The sequence below is a fragment of the Roseateles sp. PN1 genome (genome assembly GCF_038419725.1).
Classification (GTDB): domain Bacteria; phylum Pseudomonadota; class Gammaproteobacteria; order Burkholderiales; family Burkholderiaceae_C; genus Paucibacter_A.
Genome location: NZ_JBCARA010000023.1, coordinates 1 through 18,234, shown reverse-complemented (window position 1 = coordinate 18,234; position 18,234 = coordinate 1). Strand labels below are relative to the sequence as shown.

General features: G+C 58.2%; 32 protein-coding genes. All 32 read left to right on the top strand.

Annotated elements, in window-relative coordinates:
- Positions 1-372, top strand: a 372-nt coding sequence (locus AABB87_RS22795) for an EF-Tu C-terminal domain-related protein (RefSeq protein WP_445944903.1), incomplete at its 5' end; no start/stop codon positions are given.
- Positions 373-466: 94 nt separating this feature from the next.
- A complete protein-coding gene (rpsJ, locus tag AABB87_RS22790; RefSeq protein ID WP_058721902.1) occupies positions 467-778 on the top strand; it encodes a 30S ribosomal protein S10 in 312 nt (103 codons plus the stop codon).
- A 280-nt stretch (positions 779-1,058) separates the two neighbouring features.
- Positions 1,059-1,730, top strand: a complete 672-nt coding sequence (rplC, locus tag AABB87_RS22785; RefSeq protein ID WP_058721903.1) for a 50S ribosomal protein L3 — start codon at positions 1,059-1,061, stop codon at positions 1,728-1,730.
- Positions 1,730-2,350, top strand: a complete 621-nt coding sequence (gene rplD, locus AABB87_RS22780) for a 50S ribosomal protein L4 (RefSeq protein ID WP_058721904.1) — start codon at positions 1,730-1,732, stop codon at positions 2,348-2,350. Before rplC ends, rplD begins: the two co-directional genes overlap by 1 nt.
- A complete protein-coding gene (gene rplW, locus AABB87_RS22775; protein ID WP_058721905.1) occupies positions 2,347-2,664 on the top strand; it encodes a 50S ribosomal protein L23 in 318 nt (105 codons plus the stop codon). Before rplD ends, rplW begins: the two co-directional genes overlap by 4 nt.
- A complete protein-coding gene (gene rplB, locus AABB87_RS22770) occupies positions 2,664-3,488 on the top strand; it encodes a 50S ribosomal protein L2 (protein WP_341973580.1) in 825 nt (274 codons plus the stop codon). Before rplW ends, rplB begins: the two co-directional genes overlap by 1 nt.
- Before the next feature lie 10 nt (positions 3,489-3,498).
- A complete protein-coding gene (rpsS, locus tag AABB87_RS22765; RefSeq protein ID WP_058721907.1) occupies positions 3,499-3,777 on the top strand; it encodes a 30S ribosomal protein S19 in 279 nt (92 codons plus the stop codon).
- A gap of 11 nt (positions 3,778-3,788) precedes the next feature.
- The gene (gene rplV / locus AABB87_RS22760; RefSeq protein ID WP_058721908.1) at positions 3,789-4,118 is read left to right on the top strand and encodes a 50S ribosomal protein L22; all 330 of its coding nucleotides are present in this window, start codon (positions 3,789-3,791) and stop codon (positions 4,116-4,118) included.
- Positions 4,119-4,134: 16 nt separating this feature from the next.
- Positions 4,135-4,980 carry a 30S ribosomal protein S3 gene (rpsC, locus tag AABB87_RS22755; protein WP_058721909.1) on the top strand — a complete coding sequence of 282 codons (846 nt, stop codon included), beginning with the start codon at positions 4,135-4,137 and terminating at the stop codon, positions 4,978-4,980.
- Positions 4,981-4,982: 2 nt separating this feature from the next.
- Positions 4,983-5,399: a 50S ribosomal protein L16 gene (gene rplP / locus AABB87_RS22750; RefSeq protein WP_058721910.1), complete on the top strand. Its 417-nt coding sequence runs from the start codon at positions 4,983-4,985 to the stop codon at positions 5,397-5,399.
- Between the two features lie 13 nt (positions 5,400-5,412).
- Positions 5,413-5,613, top strand: a complete 201-nt coding sequence (gene rpmC, locus AABB87_RS22745) for a 50S ribosomal protein L29 (protein WP_058721911.1) — start codon at positions 5,413-5,415, stop codon at positions 5,611-5,613.
- Positions 5,610-5,882 (top strand): 30S ribosomal protein S17, encoded by a 273-nt coding sequence (rpsQ, locus tag AABB87_RS22740; RefSeq protein WP_058721912.1) that lies wholly within the window; start codon positions 5,610-5,612, stop codon positions 5,880-5,882. The genes rpmC and rpsQ overlap by 4 nt, the downstream gene beginning before the upstream one ends.
- 150 nt (positions 5,883-6,032) lie before the next feature.
- Complete coding sequence (locus tag AABB87_RS22735; RefSeq protein WP_058721913.1) at positions 6,033-6,542, top strand: peroxiredoxin; 510 nt, start codon at positions 6,033-6,035, stop codon at positions 6,540-6,542.
- Positions 6,543-6,829: 287 nt separating this feature from the next.
- Positions 6,830-7,198: a 50S ribosomal protein L14 gene (rplN, locus tag AABB87_RS22730; RefSeq protein ID WP_058721914.1), complete on the top strand. Its 369-nt coding sequence runs from the start codon at positions 6,830-6,832 to the stop codon at positions 7,196-7,198.
- Positions 7,199-7,223: 25 nt separating this feature from the next.
- Positions 7,224-7,541, top strand: coding sequence for a 50S ribosomal protein L24 (rplX, locus tag AABB87_RS22725; RefSeq protein ID WP_058721915.1), 318 nt, complete (start codon positions 7,224-7,226; stop codon positions 7,539-7,541).
- 10 nt (positions 7,542-7,551) lie between these two features.
- The gene (rplE, locus tag AABB87_RS22720) at positions 7,552-8,091 is read left to right on the top strand and encodes a 50S ribosomal protein L5 (protein ID WP_058721916.1); all 540 of its coding nucleotides are present in this window, start codon (positions 7,552-7,554) and stop codon (positions 8,089-8,091) included.
- An 8-nt stretch (positions 8,092-8,099) separates the two neighbouring features.
- Complete coding sequence (gene rpsN, locus AABB87_RS22715) at positions 8,100-8,405, top strand: 30S ribosomal protein S14 (protein ID WP_058721917.1); 306 nt, start codon at positions 8,100-8,102, stop codon at positions 8,403-8,405.
- Positions 8,406-8,430: 25 nt separating this feature from the next.
- Positions 8,431-8,826 carry a 30S ribosomal protein S8 gene (rpsH, locus tag AABB87_RS22710; protein ID WP_058721918.1) on the top strand — a complete coding sequence of 132 codons (396 nt, stop codon included), beginning with the start codon at positions 8,431-8,433 and terminating at the stop codon, positions 8,824-8,826.
- 18 nt (positions 8,827-8,844) lie between these two features.
- Complete coding sequence (gene rplF, locus AABB87_RS22705; protein WP_058721919.1) at positions 8,845-9,378, top strand: 50S ribosomal protein L6; 534 nt, start codon at positions 8,845-8,847, stop codon at positions 9,376-9,378.
- A gap of 11 nt (positions 9,379-9,389) precedes the next feature.
- Positions 9,390-9,755: a 50S ribosomal protein L18 gene (gene rplR, locus AABB87_RS22700; protein ID WP_058721920.1), complete on the top strand. Its 366-nt coding sequence runs from the start codon at positions 9,390-9,392 to the stop codon at positions 9,753-9,755.
- 18 nt (positions 9,756-9,773) lie between these two features.
- The gene (rpsE, locus tag AABB87_RS22695) at positions 9,774-10,292 is read left to right on the top strand and encodes a 30S ribosomal protein S5 (RefSeq protein ID WP_058721921.1); all 519 of its coding nucleotides are present in this window, start codon (positions 9,774-9,776) and stop codon (positions 10,290-10,292) included.
- Positions 10,293-10,312: 20 nt separating this feature from the next.
- Complete coding sequence (gene rpmD / locus AABB87_RS22690) at positions 10,313-10,495, top strand: 50S ribosomal protein L30 (RefSeq protein ID WP_058721922.1); 183 nt, start codon at positions 10,313-10,315, stop codon at positions 10,493-10,495.
- A 27-nt stretch (positions 10,496-10,522) separates the two neighbouring features.
- On the top strand, positions 10,523-10,954 hold the full coding sequence (gene rplO, locus AABB87_RS22685; RefSeq protein ID WP_058721923.1) for a 50S ribosomal protein L15: 432 nt from the start codon (positions 10,523-10,525) through the stop codon (positions 10,952-10,954).
- Positions 10,955-10,973: 19 nt separating this feature from the next.
- Complete coding sequence (gene secY / locus AABB87_RS22680) at positions 10,974-12,284, top strand: preprotein translocase subunit SecY (protein WP_058721924.1); 1,311 nt, start codon at positions 10,974-10,976, stop codon at positions 12,282-12,284.
- 49 nt (positions 12,285-12,333) lie between these two features.
- On the top strand, positions 12,334-12,552 hold the full coding sequence (gene infA / locus AABB87_RS22675) for a translation initiation factor IF-1 (protein ID WP_009855680.1): 219 nt from the start codon (positions 12,334-12,336) through the stop codon (positions 12,550-12,552).
- Positions 12,553-12,612: 60 nt separating this feature from the next.
- Positions 12,613-12,726, top strand: coding sequence for a 50S ribosomal protein L36 (rpmJ, locus tag AABB87_RS22670; protein WP_082680256.1), 114 nt, complete (start codon positions 12,613-12,615; stop codon positions 12,724-12,726).
- A 33-nt stretch (positions 12,727-12,759) separates the two neighbouring features.
- A complete protein-coding gene (gene rpsM / locus AABB87_RS22665) occupies positions 12,760-13,125 on the top strand; it encodes a 30S ribosomal protein S13 (protein WP_058721925.1) in 366 nt (121 codons plus the stop codon).
- 29 nt (positions 13,126-13,154) lie between these two features.
- Entirely contained in the window at positions 13,155-13,559 is a 405-nt protein-coding gene (rpsK, locus tag AABB87_RS22660; RefSeq protein ID WP_058721926.1) for a 30S ribosomal protein S11, read from the top strand.
- A gap of 225 nt (positions 13,560-13,784) precedes the next feature.
- Positions 13,785-14,408, top strand: a complete 624-nt coding sequence (gene rpsD / locus AABB87_RS22655) for a 30S ribosomal protein S4 (RefSeq protein WP_058721927.1) — start codon at positions 13,785-13,787, stop codon at positions 14,406-14,408.
- A gap of 153 nt (positions 14,409-14,561) precedes the next feature.
- Complete coding sequence (locus AABB87_RS22650; RefSeq protein ID WP_058721928.1) at positions 14,562-15,551, top strand: DNA-directed RNA polymerase subunit alpha; 990 nt, start codon at positions 14,562-14,564, stop codon at positions 15,549-15,551.
- A 93-nt stretch (positions 15,552-15,644) separates the two neighbouring features.
- Positions 15,645-16,034 (top strand): 50S ribosomal protein L17, encoded by a 390-nt coding sequence (gene rplQ / locus AABB87_RS22645; RefSeq protein WP_058721929.1) that lies wholly within the window; start codon positions 15,645-15,647, stop codon positions 16,032-16,034.
- A 218-nt stretch (positions 16,035-16,252) separates the two neighbouring features.
- On the top strand, positions 16,253-18,124 hold the full coding sequence (gene dsbD, locus AABB87_RS22640) for a protein-disulfide reductase DsbD (RefSeq protein WP_341973578.1): 1,872 nt from the start codon (positions 16,253-16,255) through the stop codon (positions 18,122-18,124).
- The last annotated feature ends 110 nt before the right edge of the window (positions 18,125-18,234 follow it).

The window sequence follows — 18,234 nt, the reverse complement described above, 5'->3', positions numbered from 1 at the left end:
GGCGACAACGTCGGCATCTTGCTGCGCGGCACCAAGCGTGAAGACGTCGAGCGCGGCCAAGTTCTGGCCAAGCCCGGCTCGATCAAGCCGCACACCCACTTCACTGCTGAGATCTATGTTCTGAGCAAGGAAGAAGGCGGCCGTCACACGCCTTTCTTCAACAACTACCGTCCCCAGTTCTACTTCCGTACGACTGACGTGACTGGCGCTGTTGAGCTGCCCGCAGACAAGGAAATGGTCATGCCTGGCGACAACGTCGGCATCACCGTGAAGCTGATCGCTCCGATCGCCATGGAAACCGGTCTGCGCTTCGCTATCCGCGAAGGTGGCCGTACCGTGGGTTCGGGCGTGGTTGCCACCATCCTGGCCTAAGTCTTTTGCGTGATCGTCCCGGGAGCTGTTTAAAGCGGCCCCCGGGCTTCACCACCATCGCGACTTCGGTCGCTCGTTCTTTGAAGGAATCGTCATGCAAAAGCAAAAGATCCGCATTCGCCTGAAGGCGTTTGACTACAAGCTGATCGACCAATCGGCTGCCGAAATCGTTGAGACGGCTAAGCGCACTGGCGCCATCGTCAAGGGCCCCGTGCCCCTGCCGACACGCATGCAGCGTTTCGACATCCTGCGTTCGCCGCACGTCAACAAGACTTCGCGCGACCAGTTCGAAATCCGCACTCACCAGCGTCTGATGGACATCGTGGACCCGACCGACAAGACGGTTGATGCCTTGATGAAGCTCGACCTGCCGGCTGGCGTGGACGTCGAAATCAAGTTGCAGTAAAAGTTTGCTGACCCGGGCCTCTCGGGTTGCAGATGAATAAGGGCGGCCTCGGCTGCCCTTTTTTATGGCGCTTTGCAAGTAGTGCTTGCCTGAAACAAGGCCCGCACGCTATACTCGCAAGCTTTCCCGCGTTGGAATCTCCTGCGCGGGATTTTTCGCACCGGTAATTGGCGAGGATTTAGGTCCTTGTTGGTTAATCGGTGTCGAGGTCGCCCCGGCCAATCGTTGTCGGGTGTTTGTAAATGGCTTCCAGGGTTAACCTGTGGGGCTGGAGAAAACCATGAGTCTAAGCAATCGTCTCGGATTGCTGGGCCGCAAGGTGGGCATGATGCGCATCTTCACGGACGACGGCGATGCCGTGCCTGTGACGGTGTTGGATGTGTCCGATAACCGCGTGTCCCAGATCAAGACCGTAGAAAACGACGGCTACACCGCCATTCAGGTGGTGTTCGGTTCGCGCAAAGCTTCGCGCGTGACCAAGCCGGAAGCCGGTCACCTCGCCAAGGCGGGTGTTGAAGCCGGTCGTGTGATGAGCGAATTCCGCGTTGCTGCTGAAGTCGCTGCTGAGTACAAGCTGGGCGCGCAAGTGCCGGTCTCGCTGTTCGCAGCGGGTCAGCTGGTGGACGTGCAGGGCACTTCCATCGGTAAGGGCTTTGAAGGCACCATCAAGCGTCACAACTTCCATTCGCAGCGTGCGTCCCACGGTAACAGCCGTTCGCACAATGTTCCTGGCTCCATCTCGATGGCCCAGGATCCCGGTCGTGTGTTCCCTGGCAAGAAGATGTCGGGCCACCTGGGTGATGTGACCGTGAGCGTGCAAAACCTGGACATCGTGCGCGTTGACGAAGCTCGTCAATTGCTGCTGGTCCGCGGTGCCGTTCCGGGCGCCAAAAACGGCCACGTGGTCGTGCGCCCTGCCGTCAAGGTCAAGGTCAAGAAGGGAGCCAACTGATGCAGCTCGAGCTCCTGAATGAGCAAGGTCAGGCCACTGCCAAGGTGGACGCTCCTGACACGCTGTTTGCTCGCGATTACAACGAAGCCCTGGTGCACCAGGTGGTCGTGGCCTTCCAGGCCAACGCTCGCCAAGGTACCCGCGCCCAGAAGGACCGCGAACAAGTCAAGCACTCGACCAAGAAGCCGTTCCGTCAAAAGGGAACTGGCCGCGCGCGTGCTGGTATGACCTCCTCGCCTCTGTGGCGTGGCGGTGGTCGGATTTTCCCGAACATGCCCGACGAAAACTTCACGCACAAGCTGAACAAGAAGATGTACCGGGCCGGTATGGCCGCCATCTTGTCGCAGCTGGCTCGTGAAGGTCGCCTGGCCGTGGTGGATTCGATTTCCCTCGAAGCCCCCAAGACCAAGCTGTTGGCCGCCAAGTTCAAGGCCATGGGCCTGGAATCGGTGATGCTGATTGCCGACCAAGTGGACGACAACCTGTTGCTCGCTTCGCGCAATCTGGCCAATGTGCTGGTTTGTGAGCCCCGTTACGCTGACCCGCTGTCGCTCGTCTTCTACAAGAAGGTGTTGGTGACTAAGGCCGCAATGGAGCAACTCCAGGAGATGCTGGCATGAGCGCTGTGAAAACTTATTCTGAAGGCCGGTTGGCCTCGGTGCTGTTGGCGCCCATCGTGTCTGAAAAGGCTACGGCGGTTGCTGAGAAGCACAACCAAGTGTTGTTCAAGGTCTTGCGTGACGCCACCAAGCCCGAAATCAAGGCCGCTGTTGAACTGATGTTCAAGGTCGAGGTTGCGGCTGTGAACGTTGTTCAGGTCAAGGGCAAGGTCAAGAAGTTTGGCCGCTCCATCGGTCGACGCGACCACGTCAAGAAGGCGTACGTGTCGCTGAAGCCGGGCCAAGAGCTCAACTTCTCCGGGGAGGCTGCGTAATGGCCGTCGTTAAAGTCAAGCCAACCTCACCCGGCCGCCGTGCCGTTGTGAAGGTCGTGCACAAGCATCTGCACAAGGGCGCGCCCCATGCAGCTTTGCTTGAGCCGCAAATCCAGAATTCTGGCCGTAACAACAACGGTCACATCACGATTCGCCACAAGGGCGGTGGTCATAAGCACCACTACCGCGTGGTCGACTTCAAGCGCAACAAGGACGGAATTCCGGCCAAGGTTGAGACGATTGAGTACGACCCGAACCGTACGGCCCACATCGCTCTGGTGTGCTATGCCGACGGTGAGCGTAGCTACATCATCGCTCCTCGCGGTCTGGAAGTCGGTGCAACCATCTTGAGCGGCGCGGAAGCCCCGATCAAGGCCGGTAACACCCTGCCGATCCGCAACATCCCGGTGGGTTCCACAATCCACTGCGTCGAAATGCTGCCAGGCAAGGGTGCTCAAATCGCCCGTTCGGCCGGCGTTTCGGTGGTGTTGATGGCGCGTGAAGGTGTTTACGCTCAGCTGCGTTTGCGTTCGGGCGAAGTCCGTCGCATCCACATCGACTGCCGCGCCACTATTGGTGAAGTGTCTAACGAAGAACATCAGCTGCGCCAGTATGGCAAGGCCGGTGCCATCCGTTGGAAGGGCATCCGTCCGACCGTTCGTGGTACTGCCATGAACCCGGTGGATCACCCGCACGGTGGTGGTGAAGGTCGTACCGGCGAAGGCCAAGCGCCCGTGTCGCCGTGGAACACCCTCACGAAGGGCTACCGCACTCGTAACAACAAGCGTACGCAGACGTTCATCGTTTCGCGTCGCAAGAAGTAAAGGGTAGGCCATGACTCGTTCACTCAAGAAGGGCCCCTTCATTGACCATCACCTCTTGGCTAAGGTCGAGAAGGCGGTTGCCAACAAGGACAAAAAGCCTATCAAGACTTGGTCGCGTCGCTCGACGATCCTGCCCGAATTCATCGGACTGACGATCGCTGTGCACAACGGCAAGCAACACGTGCCAGTTTATGTGTCGGACCAGATGGTCGGCCACAAGCTGGGCGAATTCGCGCTGACCCGCACCTTCAAAGGCCACCCCGCCGACAAGAAGGCCGGGAAGAAATAAGGATGCCAACGATGGAAACCAAAGCAATCGTTCGCGGTGTTCGCCTGTCGTGTGATAAGGGCCGCCTGGTGGCTGACCTGATCCGCGGTAAGAAGGTGGACCACGCGCTGAACATCCTGGAATTCACCCAGAAGAAGGCTGCAGTCATCATCAAGAAGGCGCTGGAAAGCGCCATCGCCAACGCCGAGCACAACGACGGCGCTGATATTGATGAGCTCAAGGTCACCACGATCTATGTGGAACAAGGTGCAACTCTGAAGCGTTTCTCTGCCCGCGCCAAAGGCCGTGGCAACCGCATCAGCAAGCCCACTTGCCACATCTTCGTGTCGGTCGGCAACTGAAGGCTGAAGGAAGACTATGGGACAAAAAATCCATCCGGTTGGCTTTCGCCTGCCAGTCACCCGTAATTGGGCTTCGCGTTGGTACGCGTCGAACAAGAACTTCGCCACCATGCTGGCCGAAGATCTGCAAGTTCGCGAATACCTGAAGACCAAGCTGAAGAATGCCGCTGTGTCGCGCATTCTGATCGAGCGTCCTGCCAAGAACGCACGTATCACCATTTACTCGGCTCGTCCGGGCGTGGTGATCGGCAAGAAGGGCGAAGACATCGAAAACCTGAAGGCCGAGCTGACCAAGCGTCTGGGCGTGCCAGTGGCAGTGAACATCGAAGAAGTGCGCAAGCCTGAAATCGATGCTCAACTGATCGCTGACTCGATCACCCAGCAGCTGGAAAAGCGCATCATGTTCCGTCGCGCCATGAAGCGTGCGATGCAGAACGCAATGCGTTTGGGCGCTCAGGGCATCAAGATCATGTCGTCGGGCCGTCTGAACGGTATCGAAATCGCTCGTTGCGAGTGGTACCGTGAAGGCCGTGTGCCGCTGCACACCCTGAAGGCTGACATTGACTACGGTTTCTCTGAAGCTAGCACGACCTACGGCATCATCGGTGTCAAGGTCTGGGTCTATCGCGGTGATCGCCTCGCCAATGGCGATGCCCCCGTGATCAAGAGCGAAGCTGGTGAAGACGATCGTCGCCCACGTCGCAATACCCGTCCTGGCGCACCGAGTGGCCGTGGCCGTCCCGGTGGTGACCGTGGCCCGCGCGCCGACGGTGACAAGCCGGCCGGTGACGCTGCTCAGCCCGCTGCCAAGCGTGTGGTCCGCAAGGCCGCACCGGTGGCTGGCGAAGCCAAAGGAGAATAACAATGCTGCAACCAGCTCGTCGCAAATATCGCAAGGAGCAAAAGGGTCGTAACACGGGTGTTGCTACCCGTGGTGCTGCGGTGTCTTTTGGCGATTTCGGCCTGAAGGCAACCGAGCGCGGCCGTTTGACGGCTCGTCAGATCGAAGCTGCACGTCGTGCTATCTCGCGCCATATCAAGCGCGGTGGTCGTATCTTCATCCGCATCTTCCCCGACAAGCCGATCTCCCAGAAGCCTGCCGAAGTCCGTATGGGTAACGGTAAGGGCAACCCAGAGTACTATGTCGCTGAGATTCAGCCTGGCAAGGTGCTCTACGAGATCAACGGTGTGCCGGAAGCCCTGGCTCGCGAAGCGTTCACTCTGGCAGCTGCAAAGCTGCCCCTGAGTTGCACCTTCGTGACGCGCCAGGTCGGCACCTGAAGCGGAGAACACCATGAAAGCATCTGAACTGCGTGGCAAAGACGTCGCTGCCTTGGAAAAGGAAGTGACCGATCTGCTCAAGGCCCATTTCGGCCTGCGCATGCAAAAAGCCACACAACAGTTGAGCAATCACACTGTTTTGGGCAACACGCGCCGTGACATCGCTCGCGTCAAGACCATCTTGAACGAGAAGAAGAAGGGAGCCGCGAAATGACGCAAGCTCAAGCAACTACGAACACACGTACCCTGGTGGGCCGTGTGGTCAGCGACAAGCGCTCCAAGACCGTGACCGTGCTGGTCGAGCGTCGTGCCAAGCACGAGCTCTACGGCAAGATCGTGGCCCTCTCCCGCAAGTACCACGCCCATGATGAAAATGGCGAGTACAAGATGGGTGATGTGGTCGAGATCGCCGAAGGCCGTCCGCTGTCCAAGACCAAGAGCTGGGTTGTGACCCGCTTGGTTGAGAAGGCTCAAGCCGTCTAATCTCTCGTTGATTGAAGACGTTTGCTTTGTGTGGTCTTGTGCCGCATAAAGCATGAAACGGTCGGAACGCTGGAATACTAGCGGCCGACCGTTTTTTTATTGGCGTCGCGAAAGTTCAGCGATGCCTCACTGACCAAACAAGGAGATGCTATGTTGAAGATTGGCGATCAAGTGCCCGCGGGCAAACTGCAAGAATTCATTGAAGTCGCAGGCGAGGGCTGCTCGCTGGGCCCAAACGCCGTCGATATTGCTGCAGCTACTGCCGGCAAGAAGATTGCTGTGTTCGCGCTGCCAGGCGCTTTCACGCCCACTTGCTCGGCTCAGCATGTGCCGGGCTACAAAGAGCAGGCTGAGGCGCTGAAGGCTGCTGGCGTTGACGAGATCTGGTGTGTTTCCGTCAATGACGCATTCGTGATGGGCGCATGGGCGCGCGACCAGAAGACGAATGGCGTCATCCGCATGATGGCCGACGGCAATGCCGACTTCACCAAGGCCACGGGCCTGACTTTGGAGTTGGGCGCGCATGGCATGGGCTTGCGCTCGCAGCGTTATTCGATGTTGCTGGTCAATGGCCAGGTCAAGACGCTCAACATCGAAGGACCCGGCAAGTTTGAAGTGAGCGATGCGGCCACCATGCTGGCCCAAGCCAAGGCAAACTGATTGACTAGGCGCGAGGCAGAGCTCTTTTCTGCGCTGCGCCTTAATTTCTTTTGAGAAAGTGCTTGACGCACCGGGTGCGTTCAGTGCACAATCTAAAGCTTCGCCGAACGCAAGACACATCCGGTGGTGTGCTCTGGCCTCGGATCCGCCCTCAACTGCTGAGCGCAAGACTCTCACTGACGTGAGCAAGGTTTTGAGTTTGGTCAACGGGCCCAAGACTGCTTGATGACTCTGTTGCGCTGGGATGATCCTGGGTGGCGGGGAATTTAAGAAAAGTTGGGGATAACATGATTCAAATGCAATCGCGACTCGACGTCGCGGACAACACTGGCGCCAAGTCCGTCATGTGTATCAAGGTGCTTGGTGGTTCCAAGCGTCGGTACGCAGGCATTGGCGACATTATCAAGGTCAGCATCAAAGAAGCTGCTCCTCGTGCCCGAGTGAAAAAGGGTGAGGTCTACAGCGCTGTGGTCGTTCGTACCGCCAAGGGTGTCCGTCGTCAAGACGGCTCGCTGGTGAAGTTCGACGGCAATGCCGCCGTGCTGCTGAATGCCAAGCTGGAGCCGATCGGCACCCGTATCTTCGGCCCCGTGACGCGTGAACTGCGTACCGAGCGCTTCATGAAGATCGTGTCGCTGGCGCCAGAGGTTCTCTGAGCTCGGTCACAGTCAAAGGTAAGCCATGAACAAGATTCGTACAGGCGACCAAGTCATTGTTTTGACCGGTCGCGACAAGGGCAAGCGGGGCGCAGTTGCGCAACGCATTGATGCCGACCACATCGTTGTGGAAGGTATCAACGTCGTCAAGAAGCACGTCAAGCCGAACCCCATGAAGGGTACGACTGGCGGCGTCGTCGACAAAACAATGCCTATTCATCAATCCAACGTGGCGATTTTTAACGCTGCATCCGGCAAGGCCGATCGCGTGGGCATCAAGTCCCTCGCCGATGGCAAGAAGGTGCGCGTTTACAAGTCGACCGGCGAAGAGATCAAGGCTTAAGGGGTTAGACATGGCTCGTTTGCAAGCGTTTTATCGCGAAAAAGTTGTGCCTGGCCTCACCGAGAAGTTTGGCTACACCTCGGTCATGGAAGTGCCTCGCATCACCAAGATCACCCTGAACATGGGTGTCAGTGAAGCAGTCGCCGACAAGAAGGTCATGGATCACGCGGTCAATGATTTGACCAAGATTGCAGGTCAGAAGCCTGTTGTGACGAAGTCGAAGAAGGCGATTGCCGGCTTCAAGATTCGTGACAGCGTGCCTATCGGCTGCATGGTGACTCTGCGCGGTGTGCAGATGTATGAGTTCCTTGACCGCTTTGTCACCATCGCTCTGCCGCGTGTGCGTGACTTCCGTGGTATCTCGGGTCGTTCGTTTGATGGCCGTGGTAACTACAACATCGGCGTCAAAGAACAGATCATCTTCCCTGAGATCGACTACGACAAGGTGGATGCGCTGCGTGGGCTGAACATCAGCATCACCACTTCCGCCAAGACGGACGACGAGTGCAAGGCCTTGCTGGCTGCATTCAAGTTCCCGTTCAAGAACTGAGGTGACTCGTGGCAAAAACATCCCTTAAGCAACGTGAACTCAAGCGCGACGCGCTTGTGGCCAAGTATGCAAAGAAATACGCCGAACTGAAGGGCATCGCTAACGATGCCAAGAAGTCCGACGAAGAGCGTTACGTTGCTCGTCTTGAGCTGCAGAAGCTGCCCCGCAACGCCTACCCCACTCGCCAGCGTAACCGCTGCGCGTTGACAGGACGTCCCCGCGGTACTTTCCGCAAGTTCGGCTTGGGCCGTAACAAGATTCGCGAGCTGGCCTTCAAAGGCGACATCCCTGGTGTCGTCAAGGCTAGCTGGTAATCGGCACGATTAGGAGAAATCGCAAATGAGCATGAGTGATCCTATCGCCGACATGCTGACTCGTATTCGCAACGCCCAGAGCGTTGAGAAGGTCAGCGTCGTGATGCCGTCCTCGAAGTTGAAAGTGGCGATCGCCAAAGTCCTGAAGGACGAAGGCTATATCGACAGTTTCGCGGTGCGTGGCGAAGCCGCCCGCCCTGAGTTGGAGATTTCGCTGAAGTATTACGGCGGTAAGCCCGTGATCGAGCGCATTGAGCGCGTGAGCCGTCCCGGCCTGCGCATCTACAAGGGCCGCCACGACATTCCTCAGGTCATGAATGGCCTGGGTGTGGCGATTGTCACCACTCCGCAAGGTGTGATGACTGACCGCAAAGCACGTCAAGCCGGTATCGGCGGCGAAGTGCTCTGCTACGTCGCCTAAGCGCAAGGAGATATAACAATGTCCCGCGTTGGAAAAATGCCGGTCGCCATCCCGCAAGGTGTGGACGTTACCGTTACTGCTGAATCAATCAGCGTCAAGGGCTCGCTCGGTACGCTGGTGCGTCCGATCAACAGCCTGGTGTCGGTCAAGAGCGAAGGCGGCAAGCTGAGCTTCGCCCCGACGGACGACTCGACTGCTGCTGGCGCCATGAGTGGCACCGTGCGCGCCTTGGTGGCCAATATGGTCACTGGCGTTAGCAAGGGCTTCGAGCGCAAGCTGAACTTGGTCGGCGTGGGCTTCCGTGCCCAGGCTCAAGGTCAGAAGCTCAACCTGCAAATCGGCTTCTCTCACCCTGTGGTGAAAGACATGCCGGCTGGCATCAAGGTTGAGTGCCCGACCCAGACCGAAATCCTGATCAAGGGCTCGGACGCTCAAGTGGTCGGTCAGATCGCCGCCGAAGTGCGCGCCTTCCGTCCGCCAGAGCCCTACAAGGGCAAGGGCATCCGCTATTCTGACGAAAAGGTCTCTCTCAAAGAGACCAAGAAGAAGTAAGGAGCAGCGCAATGTTGACCAAAAAAGAACAGCGCATCCGTCGCTCGCGTCAGACCCGTGCTCGCATCGCCAACCAGCGCGTTGTGCGCTTGACGGTGTTCCGCTCGAATCTGCACATCTACGCCAGCGTCATTTCCGACGACGGCACCCGTGTGCTGGCAAGCGCTTCGACCGCCGAGAAGGCAGTTCGCGAACAACTCGGTGGCAATGGCAAGGGCGGCAACGTCGCTGCCGCGACACTGATTGGCAAGCGTATCGCCGAGAAGGCCAAGGCCGCTGGCGTCGAGAAGGTTGCTTTCGACCGCGCAGGCTTTGCCTACCACGGCCGGATCAAGGCCCTGGCCGAAGCAGCCCGCGAAGCCGGTCTGCAGTTCTGACGCACAAAGGAATTCGAAATGGCAAAGTTTCAACCCCGCGTTCAGACCGAAGGCAATGACGACGGCCTGAAGGAAAAGATGATCGCGATCAACCGCGTCACCAAAGTTGTGAAGGGCGGCCGTACGCTGTCTTTCGCGGCTCTGACGGTGGTCGGTGATGGCGCAGGTCGTATCGGCATGGGCAAAGGCAAGGCGAAGGAAGTTCCCGTCGCCGTGCAAAAGGCCATGGAATCCGCTCGCCGCAACATGATCAAGGTCGATCTGCGCAACGGTTCGATTCACCACAATGTGGTGGGCGAGCATGGCGCTTCGCACGTGATGATGGTGCCTGCACAGCCCGGTACCGGCGTTATTGCTGGCGGCCCGATGCGCGCAGTCTTCGAAGTGATGGGCGTGACCGACATCGTGACCAAGAGCCACGGTTCGACCAACCCTTACAACCTGGTGCGTGCCACCTTGGACGCTCTGAAGCGCTCCACGACGGCAACGCAAATTGCTGCCAAGCGCGGCAAGTCGGTCGAAGAAATTCTCGGCTGATCGCAGCACTGGAGTCACATATGTCTGACAAGAAAACTCTGACCGTCAAGCTGGTTCGCAGCCCCATCGGCACACGTGCTTCGCACCGTGCTACCGTGGTTGGCCTCGGCTTGCGCAAGCTCAACAGCACCAAGGTGCTGGAAGATACGCCTGCGGTTCGCGGCATGATCAACAAGATCGCCTACCTCGTGCAGGTGCTCTAAGCACCATCACGATTAGAGGACAAGAAGATGCAACTCAATACGATTCAACCCGCGTCTGGTGCTAAGCACTCGAAGCGCCGTGTGGGCCGTGGCATCGGTTCGGGCTTGGGCAAAACTTGCGGCCGCGGCCACAAGGGTCAAAAGTCGCGTGCTGGTGGTTACCACAAGGTGGGCTTCGAAGGCGGTCAAATGCCTTTGCAGCGTCGCCTGCCTAAGCGCGGCTTCAAGTCGACCACGCTGAAGTTCAATGCTGAGATCAACCTCGACGACCTGCAAAACCTGGTTGCCGAAGAGATCGACCTGCTGACGCTGAAGGCTGTTGGCTTGGTGCCTGAACTGGCTCGCAATGCTAAGGTCATTCTGTCTGGCGCCATCAGCCGCAAAGTTACGCTCAAGGGCGTGGCTGCAACGGTCGGTGCTAAGGCTGCGATTGAAGCCGCTGGCGGCTCGGTTGCCTAAATAGAACGGCAAGGGAACTGTGGCTACCAACGCAAACCAACTGGCCAAGAGCGGCAAGTTCGGCGACTTGCGTCGTCGGCTTGTGTTTCTATTGCTGGCACTGGTGGTCTACCGAATCGGGGCGCATATCCCCGTGCCCGGTATCGATCCAGGTCAGCTGAAGCAGTTCTTCAAGGGTCAGGAGGGTGGCATCCTTTCCCTGTTCAATATGTTTTCGGGCGGTGCGCTGTCGCGCTTTACCGTCTTCGCGCTGGGCATTACGCCCTACATCTCGGCTTCCATCGTCATCCAGTTGATGACTTATGTGGTGCCGGCGTTGGAAGCGCTGAAGAAGGAAGGCGAAGCAGGGCGCCGCAAGATCACGCAGTACACGCGTTATGGCACTTTGGGCCTGGCGATTTTTCAGTCCTTGAGCATTGCTCTGGCGCTGGAAAGTTCGGCTGGCCTGGTGATCAGCCCCGGTTTTGGTTTCCGCCTCACGGCAGTTTCCAGCTTGGTGGCAGGCACCATGTTCCTGATGTGGTTGGGTGAGCAGATTACCGAGCGTGGCTTGGGCAACGGGATTTCGATCCTGATCTTCGGCGGTATCGCTGCAGGTCTGCCTGGTGCCATCGGTGGTTTGTTGGGGCTGGTGCAAACCGGTGCCATGGGTCCTGTGTCCTCTTTGTTCATCGTGGCCGTTGTGGTCGCAGTGACGTACTTGGTGGTGTTTGTCGAGCGCGGTCAGCGCAAGATCTTGGTGAATTATGCCAAGCGCCAAGTGGGCAATAAGGTCTACGGCGGCCAGAGTTCGCATCTGCCTCTCAAGCTCAATATGTCGGGCGTGATTCCGCCGATCTTCGCGTCGTCTATCATCCTGCTGCCGACCACCATGGTGAGTTGGTTTGCAACCGGTGACAGCATGCGCTGGTTGAAGAACATAGCGGATATGCTGCATCCAGGTCAGCCGATTTACGTGCTGCTGTATGCCTCGGCCATCGTGTTCTTCTGTTTCTTCTACACGGCTCTGGTGTTTAACAGCCGTGAGACAGCAGACAACCTGAAGAAGAGTGGCGCGTTCATCCCGGGCATTCGCCCAGGTGAGCAAACTGCGAAACATATTGACAAGATTTTGTCCCGTCTGACTCTGGCTGGTGCCATCTACATCACCGGTGTGTGCTTGTTGCCTGAGTTCTTGACCTTGAAGTACAACGTGCCCTTCTATTTCGGTGGCACATCCCTGTTGATCATTGTTGTGGTCACCATGGACTTCTGGGCGCAAGTGCAGTCATACGTGATGAGTCAGCAGTACGAATCGCTGTTGAAGAAGTCGAATTTCAAGGCCAGCTGAAAAGCTGAGTCAACGTTTAACCAAGATCCATCAGAACAGAAACGAAGGCATGGCGAAAGACGACGTCATTCAGATGCAAGGCGAGATTCTTGAGAATCTTCCAAATGCTACGTTTCGTGTGAAGCTGGAGAACGGGCATGTCGTTCTCGGCCACATCTCGGGCAAGATGCGTATGCATTACATTCGTATCTTGCCAGGTGATAAGGTCACCGTTGAACTAACCCCGTACGACTTGAGTCGTGCTCGCATCGTGTTCCGGGCGAAGTGAGCTTTTTAATTCCCCGGGTTCCGCGCTGAGAGCGCTTTTGAGAAGGTCAAGGAGCAGACTATGAAAGTTTCGGCATCCGTCAAGCCGATGTGCCGCAATTGCAAAGTCATCCGTCGCAAGGGTGTGGTGCGTGTGATCTGTACAGATCCGCGCCACAAACAGCGTCAGGGCTGATTGCTGCATTAACGAGCGAATTAGAGGACGCAAATGGCACGTATTGCTGGTATTAATATTCCACCGCACAAGCACACTGAGATCGGTCTGACTTCGATCTACGGCATTGGCCGTACGACCGCCCAGAAGATCTGCACAACTTGCGCGATTCCGTTCGACAAGAAGGTCAAGGACCTCACCGACGCTGATCTGGAAAAGATCCGTGACGAAGTGGGCCGCATGACCATCGAGGGCGATCTGCGCCGCGAGATGTCGATCAACATCAAGCGTTTGATGGACCTCGGTTGCTACCGTGGTTTCCGTCATCGTCGCGGTCTGCCGATGCGCGGTCAGCGCACCCGCACGAACGCTCGCACTCGTAAAGGCCCGCGTAAGTCGGCCGCTACGGGCAAGAAGTGATCTGCGCTAAGCATTGAAAGAAGGTCAAGATGGCAAAAGCACCCAATAACTCGGCTGCGCAGCGCGTTCGCAAGAAGGTTCGCAAGAACGTCGCCGATGGCATTGCACACGTTCACGCGTCGTTCAATAACACGATCATCACGATCACTGACCGCCAAGGCGGCGCACTGTCCTGGGCTTCCAGTGGCGGACAAGGCTTCAAGGGCTCGCGCAAGTCGACGCCTTTCGCAGCTCAAGTCGCTGCTGAAGTGGCAGGTCGTGCAGCTCAAGATCAAGGCATCAAGAATTTGGATGTCAAGATCAAGGGCCCAGGTCCTGGCCGTGAGTCCTCGGTGCGCGCATTGGGCGCCCTGGGCATCCGGATCAACTCGATCTCTGACGTGACGCCAGTGCCGCACAACGGCTGCCGTCCGCAAAAGCGTCGTCGTATCTAAGGGCTTTCCCTTTTGATGCGGAAGATGCCATAATCGACGTTTTTCCCGCGCCGGCGGGCACGCAAGTGCCGCGCCGGCTGTTTCGTTGAACTTGCGGGCGCAGTTTGTGCGCCGAAGTTTGTAAGACCACCGTCTGAGTCGTAAAAAAACACTGGCCAGACTCGCGTGCGAGCTGCTTGCTTCAAAGCATTCGGCCGTACGTCAGATTGAATAAGGACACGCAAAGTGGCACGTTATCTCGGCCCCAAGGCCAAACTTTCCCGCCGCGAAGGCACCGACCTGTTCCTGAAGAGCGCTCGCCGCCCGATCAGCGACAAGGCTAAATTTGACAGCAAGCCTGGCCAACACGGCCGCACTTCTGGCCAGCGTACGTCGGACTTCGGTCTGCAACTGCGTGAAAAGCAGAAGGTCAAGCGTATGTACGGCGTTTTGGAGCGTCAGTTCCGCCGCTACTTCGCTGAAGCCGAGCGCCGTAAGGGCTCGACCGGCACCAACCTGCTGGCTCTGCTGGAATCGCGTCTGGACAATGTCGTCTATCGCATGGGTTTCGGTTCGACCCGCGCTGAAGCACGCCAGCTCGTGTCGCACAAGGGCATCACCGTGAACGGTGAAGTCGTCAACATCGCTTCTTACTTGGTTAAGGCCGGTGACATCGTCGCCGTGCGCGAAAAGGCCAAGAAGCAGCTGCGTATCATCGACGCGCTGAAGTTGGCTGAGTCGATCGGCCTGCCGGCCTGGGTGACGGTTGACGCCACCAAGCTGGAAGGTGTGTTCAAGAAGGCGCCTGACCGTGATGAGTTCGGCGCTGAGATCAACGAATCGCTGATCGTTGAGTTGTACTCGCGTTAATCGTTTCGCTGTTGCCGGCGGTGCCCTTTGACTAAAAAGTTAGCGGGCCCTGTCGGCGTTCCCTCGTCTGGGCTAGGCCTATCTGTGGCTCTGCCCGGTTGGTCCCTCAGCCTTATCGGTGTAACGAACCGAGGGTATTGAAAGAAAGACCTCATGCAAACAAATCTGCTCAAGCCCAAATCCATCAATGTGGAACCCCTCGGCGGTCATCGCGCGAAGGTAACGCTGGAACCGTTCGAACGCGGCTATGGCCACACGCTGGGCAACGCCCTGCGTCGCGTGCTGCTGTCTTCGATGGTGGGTTATGCGCCGACGGAAGTGACCATTGCTGGCGTCTTGCACGAGTACTCGGCAATCGACGGCGTGCAAGAGGATGTGGTTCACATCATGCTGAACCTCAAGGGCGTGGTGTTCCGTCTGCACAACCGTGAAGAAGTGACCCTGGTCCTGCGCAAGGAAGGTGAAGGCCCGGTGACGGCTGCCGACATCCAGACGCCGCATGACGTCGAGATCATCAACCCTGAGCACGTCATCGCCCATCTGTCGCAAGGCGGCAAGTTGGATATGCAAATCAAGGTTGAAAAGGGCCGTGGCTATGTGCCCGGCACGATGCGCCGCTACGGTGACGAGCCGACCAAGTCGATTGGCCGTATCGTTCTGGATGCGTCCTTCTCGCCCGTGCGTCGCGTGAGCTACGCCGTTGAGAACGCCCGCGTTGAGCAGCGTACCGATCTGGACAAGCTGGTCATGGAAATCGAAACCAACGGCGCTATTTCGCCTGAGGAAGCGATCCGTGCGTCGGCCAAGATCCTGGTCGAACAACTGGCTGTGTTCGCACAGCTGCAAGGCACGGACGTGGGCGATATCTTCGACCAGCCGGCCCAGCGTTCCAGCAGCTTCGATCCGATCCTGCTGCGCCCGGTGGATGAGCTCGAGTTGACCGTTCGTTCGGCCAACTGCCTGAAGGCAGAGAACATCTACTATATCGGCGATCTGATCCAGCGCACCGAGACCGAGTTGCTGAAGACCCCGAATCTGGGTCGCAAGTCGCTCAACGAAATCAAGGAAGTTCTGGCTTCGCGTGGCTTGACTCTGGGCGCTCGCCTGGAGAACTGGCCCCCGCAAGGTCTGGACAAGCGTTAATTAGTTTTTGAAAGAGGGTGGCAGACTGCCACCCGGTGCCCCCGGGCAGTACCTGATACGGCTGCTGGGATTAATCTAGAAAGGAATAGCACCATGCGTCACCGTAACGGCCTCCGTAAGCTCAACCGTACCAGCGAACACCGCAAGGCAATGTTGCGCAATATGTGCAACTCGCTGCTGCAACACGAAGCCATCAAGACCACGGTCCCGAAGGCCAAGGAACTGCGTCGCGTTGTCGAGCCTTTGATCACTTTGGCCAAGGTGCCCACGCTGGCTAACCGCCGCCTGGCATTCGACCGCCTGCGTGACCGCGACATGGTCACCAAGTTGTTCAACGAACTGGGCCCGCGTTTTGCCGCGCGCCCGGGCGGCTACACCCGCATCTTGAAGATGGGTTTCCGCGTTGGCGACAATGCACCGATGGCCTATGTTGAACTGGTGGATCGCGCTGAAGGCGAGACCGCTGGCGAAGCCGTCGAATAAATTAACGGTTACCGAGCTTGCTGCCCTTCGGGTGCGTAAGCTTGGCAACTGAATTGAAAGGCCGGCTAATTGCTGGCCTTTTTTTTGTCTATTGTTCGCGTACTGATCTCGCGGTGCAGCCAGTAAGGACTGGGCTTCCAAGCTTAGCGCTGTGAATGCGTATAAGCTGGCGACCCGCACGCCACTCAGGGCTTGCCTTCTCGTGAGTTCCAATTTCCATGACTCGACTTCTCAAGTTCAAGGCGCTCGCGCTACTGGCCCTGTTTTCTTTGTCGCTCCTGCCGGGGCTGGCACGTGCCGATGATTTCCTGGAGCCCGAACAAGCATTCAAGCTTACCGTCAAAGCCATTGGCGGTGACAAGCTGGCCATCAACTATGAGATTGCGCCTGGCTACTATATGTACCGCGAGCAGTTCAAGCTGGAGGCGGTTGGCGCTACGCTAGGGGCCATTGACATCCCTGCTGGGAAAACCAAGTTTGACGAGACCTTTCAGAAGACGGTTGAGGTCTACCGCGATGGCTTGAACGTGCCGGTCACGGTCAGCCAGGCGGCGGCTAAGTTCAATTTGTCGATCACAGGTCAAGGCTGTGCAGACAAGGGACTTTGCTATCCGCCCATGACGGCGGTGTACGAGGTGAACCTGGCGGGCTTTGGTGGCGACGGCAGTGTCAAGCGGGCTGAATCGATCGAGCCGGGCAGCGCGACGCAGGGTATTGCTGCAGGAGCGGAGGCGTCGTCCTCGAAGCCCGCTCCCGGCGCAGTGAGCGCGGCCCCAGCCACTGAGATGGGGCGTTTGGATGCGGCCCTGCAGTCGGGTCGTTTCTGGACCGTGGTGGGCGTGTTCTTCGTTGCCGGGCTGCTGTTGTCGCTGACACCCTGCGTCTTGCCGATGCTGCCGATCTTGTCGTCCATCATCGTGGGCACAGCGGGTGCAGGCAAAGCCAGCCGTAGCCGCGGTCTCGCCTTGGCCATGAGCTACTCCCTGGGCATGGCCTTGATCTATACCGCCTTGGGCGTCGCGGCCGGTCTTGCCGGTGAGGGCTTGGCGGCCACATTACAAAAGCCCTGGGTCTTGGCGGCATTCGCCGTGGCATTGGTGCTGTTCTCCTTGTCGATGTTTGGCGCGTATGAGTTGCAACTGCCCAGCGGACTGACGGGCGGTCTATCGCAGGCCTCACAGCGTCTGCCAGCAGGCCGCTTCCTCGGTGTTTTTGTCATGGGTGGTGTGTCCGCCCTGATCGTCAGTCCCTGTGTGGCGGCGCCCTTGGCTGGTGCTTTGCTGTACCTGAGTCAAACCCGTGATGTCATGTTGGGTGGAAGCGCGCTGTTTGCACTGGCCTGTGGCATGAGTGTCCCTTTGCTGCTGCTTGGCGCCTCCGCTGGCAGCCTTTTGCCACGTGCCGGTGCCTGGATGGACGGGGTCAAGCATTTCTTCGGCATGCTGCTGTTGGCGGTGGCTTTGTGGACGGTGCAACCGGTGCTGCCAGCTGGTGTGACGCAGGCTTTGTGGGGTGCCTTGTTGATCGGTACGGCGGCCATGCTGGGTCTGTTCCAGCCGGCCCATGCCATTCATCGTCCGCGCACCTGGTTGCGTAAGACGGCCGCGGTGGTGTCGCTTGTTTTTGGATTACTGCAACTGGTGGGCGCTGCGGCTGGCGGCACCGACCCGCTCAAGCCTTTGGCCGGCTTGGGTCGCGTCGAGGCGCAAAGCCTTGGTGCTGAGCCGGCAGGCGCCCTGAAGTTCCAAAAGATCAGCAGCGTGGCTGAGCTCGACGCGGCGATCGCCCAGGCGGGCCGGCCGGTGATGCTGGACTTTTATGCCGACTGGTGCGTGTCCTGCAAAGAGATGGAGCGTTTCACGTTCACGGACCCGGCCGTCAAGGCCAAGCTCGCTGGCGCGCTGCTCTTGAAGGCCGATGTGACGGCCAACAGTCCCGAAGACCGCGCCTTGCTCAAGCGCTTCAAGTTGTTCGGCCCGCCGGGCATCATTTTCTTTGATGCCCAGGGCCAGGAGCTGGCGGGCGTGCGTGTGATCGGTTTTCAGAATGCCGAACGCTTTCTTTCTTCACTCAATATTGCAGGACTTTGACGTAAACCCTAAAAGTGCGCTATACTGCTAGCTTCAGTCGCGGGGTGGAGCAGTCTGGTAGCTCGTTGGGCTCATAACCCAAAGGTCGTAGGTTCAAATCCTGCCCCCGC

What these genes read in the sequence shown, in the direction of transcription:
- rpsJ (WP_058721902.1), top strand. Translation starts at nt 467, where the DNA reads ATGCAAAAGCAAAAGATCCGCATTCGCCTGAAGGCGTTTGACTACAAG.
- rplC (WP_058721903.1), top strand. Translation starts at nt 1,059, where the DNA reads ATGAGTCTAAGCAATCGTCTCGGATTGCTGGGCCGCAAGGTGGGCATG.
- rplD (WP_058721904.1), top strand. Translation starts at nt 1,730, where the DNA reads ATGCAGCTCGAGCTCCTGAATGAGCAAGGTCAGGCCACTGCCAAGGTG.
- rplW (WP_058721905.1), top strand. Translation starts at nt 2,347, where the DNA reads ATGAGCGCTGTGAAAACTTATTCTGAAGGCCGGTTGGCCTCGGTGCTG.
- rplB (WP_341973580.1), top strand. Translation starts at nt 2,664, where the DNA reads ATGGCCGTCGTTAAAGTCAAGCCAACCTCACCCGGCCGCCGTGCCGTT.
- rpsS (WP_058721907.1), top strand. Translation starts at nt 3,499, where the DNA reads ATGACTCGTTCACTCAAGAAGGGCCCCTTCATTGACCATCACCTCTTG.
- rplV (WP_058721908.1), top strand. Translation starts at nt 3,789, where the DNA reads ATGGAAACCAAAGCAATCGTTCGCGGTGTTCGCCTGTCGTGTGATAAG.
- rpsC (WP_058721909.1), top strand. Translation starts at nt 4,135, where the DNA reads ATGGGACAAAAAATCCATCCGGTTGGCTTTCGCCTGCCAGTCACCCGT.
- rplP (WP_058721910.1), top strand. Translation starts at nt 4,983, where the DNA reads ATGCTGCAACCAGCTCGTCGCAAATATCGCAAGGAGCAAAAGGGTCGT.
- rpmC (WP_058721911.1), top strand. Translation starts at nt 5,413, where the DNA reads ATGAAAGCATCTGAACTGCGTGGCAAAGACGTCGCTGCCTTGGAAAAG.
- rpsQ (WP_058721912.1), top strand. Translation starts at nt 5,610, where the DNA reads ATGACGCAAGCTCAAGCAACTACGAACACACGTACCCTGGTGGGCCGT.
- AABB87_RS22735 (WP_058721913.1), top strand. Translation starts at nt 6,033, where the DNA reads ATGTTGAAGATTGGCGATCAAGTGCCCGCGGGCAAACTGCAAGAATTC.
- rplN (WP_058721914.1), top strand. Translation starts at nt 6,830, where the DNA reads ATGATTCAAATGCAATCGCGACTCGACGTCGCGGACAACACTGGCGCC.
- rplX (WP_058721915.1), top strand. Translation starts at nt 7,224, where the DNA reads ATGAACAAGATTCGTACAGGCGACCAAGTCATTGTTTTGACCGGTCGC.
- rplE (WP_058721916.1), top strand. Translation starts at nt 7,552, where the DNA reads ATGGCTCGTTTGCAAGCGTTTTATCGCGAAAAAGTTGTGCCTGGCCTC.
- rpsH (WP_058721918.1), top strand. Translation starts at nt 8,431, where the DNA reads ATGAGCATGAGTGATCCTATCGCCGACATGCTGACTCGTATTCGCAAC.
- rplF (WP_058721919.1), top strand. Translation starts at nt 8,845, where the DNA reads ATGTCCCGCGTTGGAAAAATGCCGGTCGCCATCCCGCAAGGTGTGGAC.
- rplR (WP_058721920.1), top strand. Translation starts at nt 9,390, where the DNA reads ATGTTGACCAAAAAAGAACAGCGCATCCGTCGCTCGCGTCAGACCCGT.
- rpsE (WP_058721921.1), top strand. Translation starts at nt 9,774, where the DNA reads ATGGCAAAGTTTCAACCCCGCGTTCAGACCGAAGGCAATGACGACGGC.
- rpmD (WP_058721922.1), top strand. Translation starts at nt 10,313, where the DNA reads ATGTCTGACAAGAAAACTCTGACCGTCAAGCTGGTTCGCAGCCCCATC.
- rplO (WP_058721923.1), top strand. Translation starts at nt 10,523, where the DNA reads ATGCAACTCAATACGATTCAACCCGCGTCTGGTGCTAAGCACTCGAAG.
- infA (WP_009855680.1), top strand. Translation starts at nt 12,334, where the DNA reads ATGGCGAAAGACGACGTCATTCAGATGCAAGGCGAGATTCTTGAGAAT.
- rpmJ (WP_082680256.1), top strand. Translation starts at nt 12,613, where the DNA reads ATGAAAGTTTCGGCATCCGTCAAGCCGATGTGCCGCAATTGCAAAGTC.
- rpsM (WP_058721925.1), top strand. Translation starts at nt 12,760, where the DNA reads ATGGCACGTATTGCTGGTATTAATATTCCACCGCACAAGCACACTGAG.
- rpsK (WP_058721926.1), top strand. Translation starts at nt 13,155, where the DNA reads ATGGCAAAAGCACCCAATAACTCGGCTGCGCAGCGCGTTCGCAAGAAG.
- AABB87_RS22650 (WP_058721928.1), top strand. Translation starts at nt 14,562, where the DNA reads ATGCAAACAAATCTGCTCAAGCCCAAATCCATCAATGTGGAACCCCTC.
- rplQ (WP_058721929.1), top strand. Translation starts at nt 15,645, where the DNA reads ATGCGTCACCGTAACGGCCTCCGTAAGCTCAACCGTACCAGCGAACAC.
- dsbD (WP_341973578.1), top strand. Translation starts at nt 16,253, where the DNA reads ATGACTCGACTTCTCAAGTTCAAGGCGCTCGCGCTACTGGCCCTGTTT.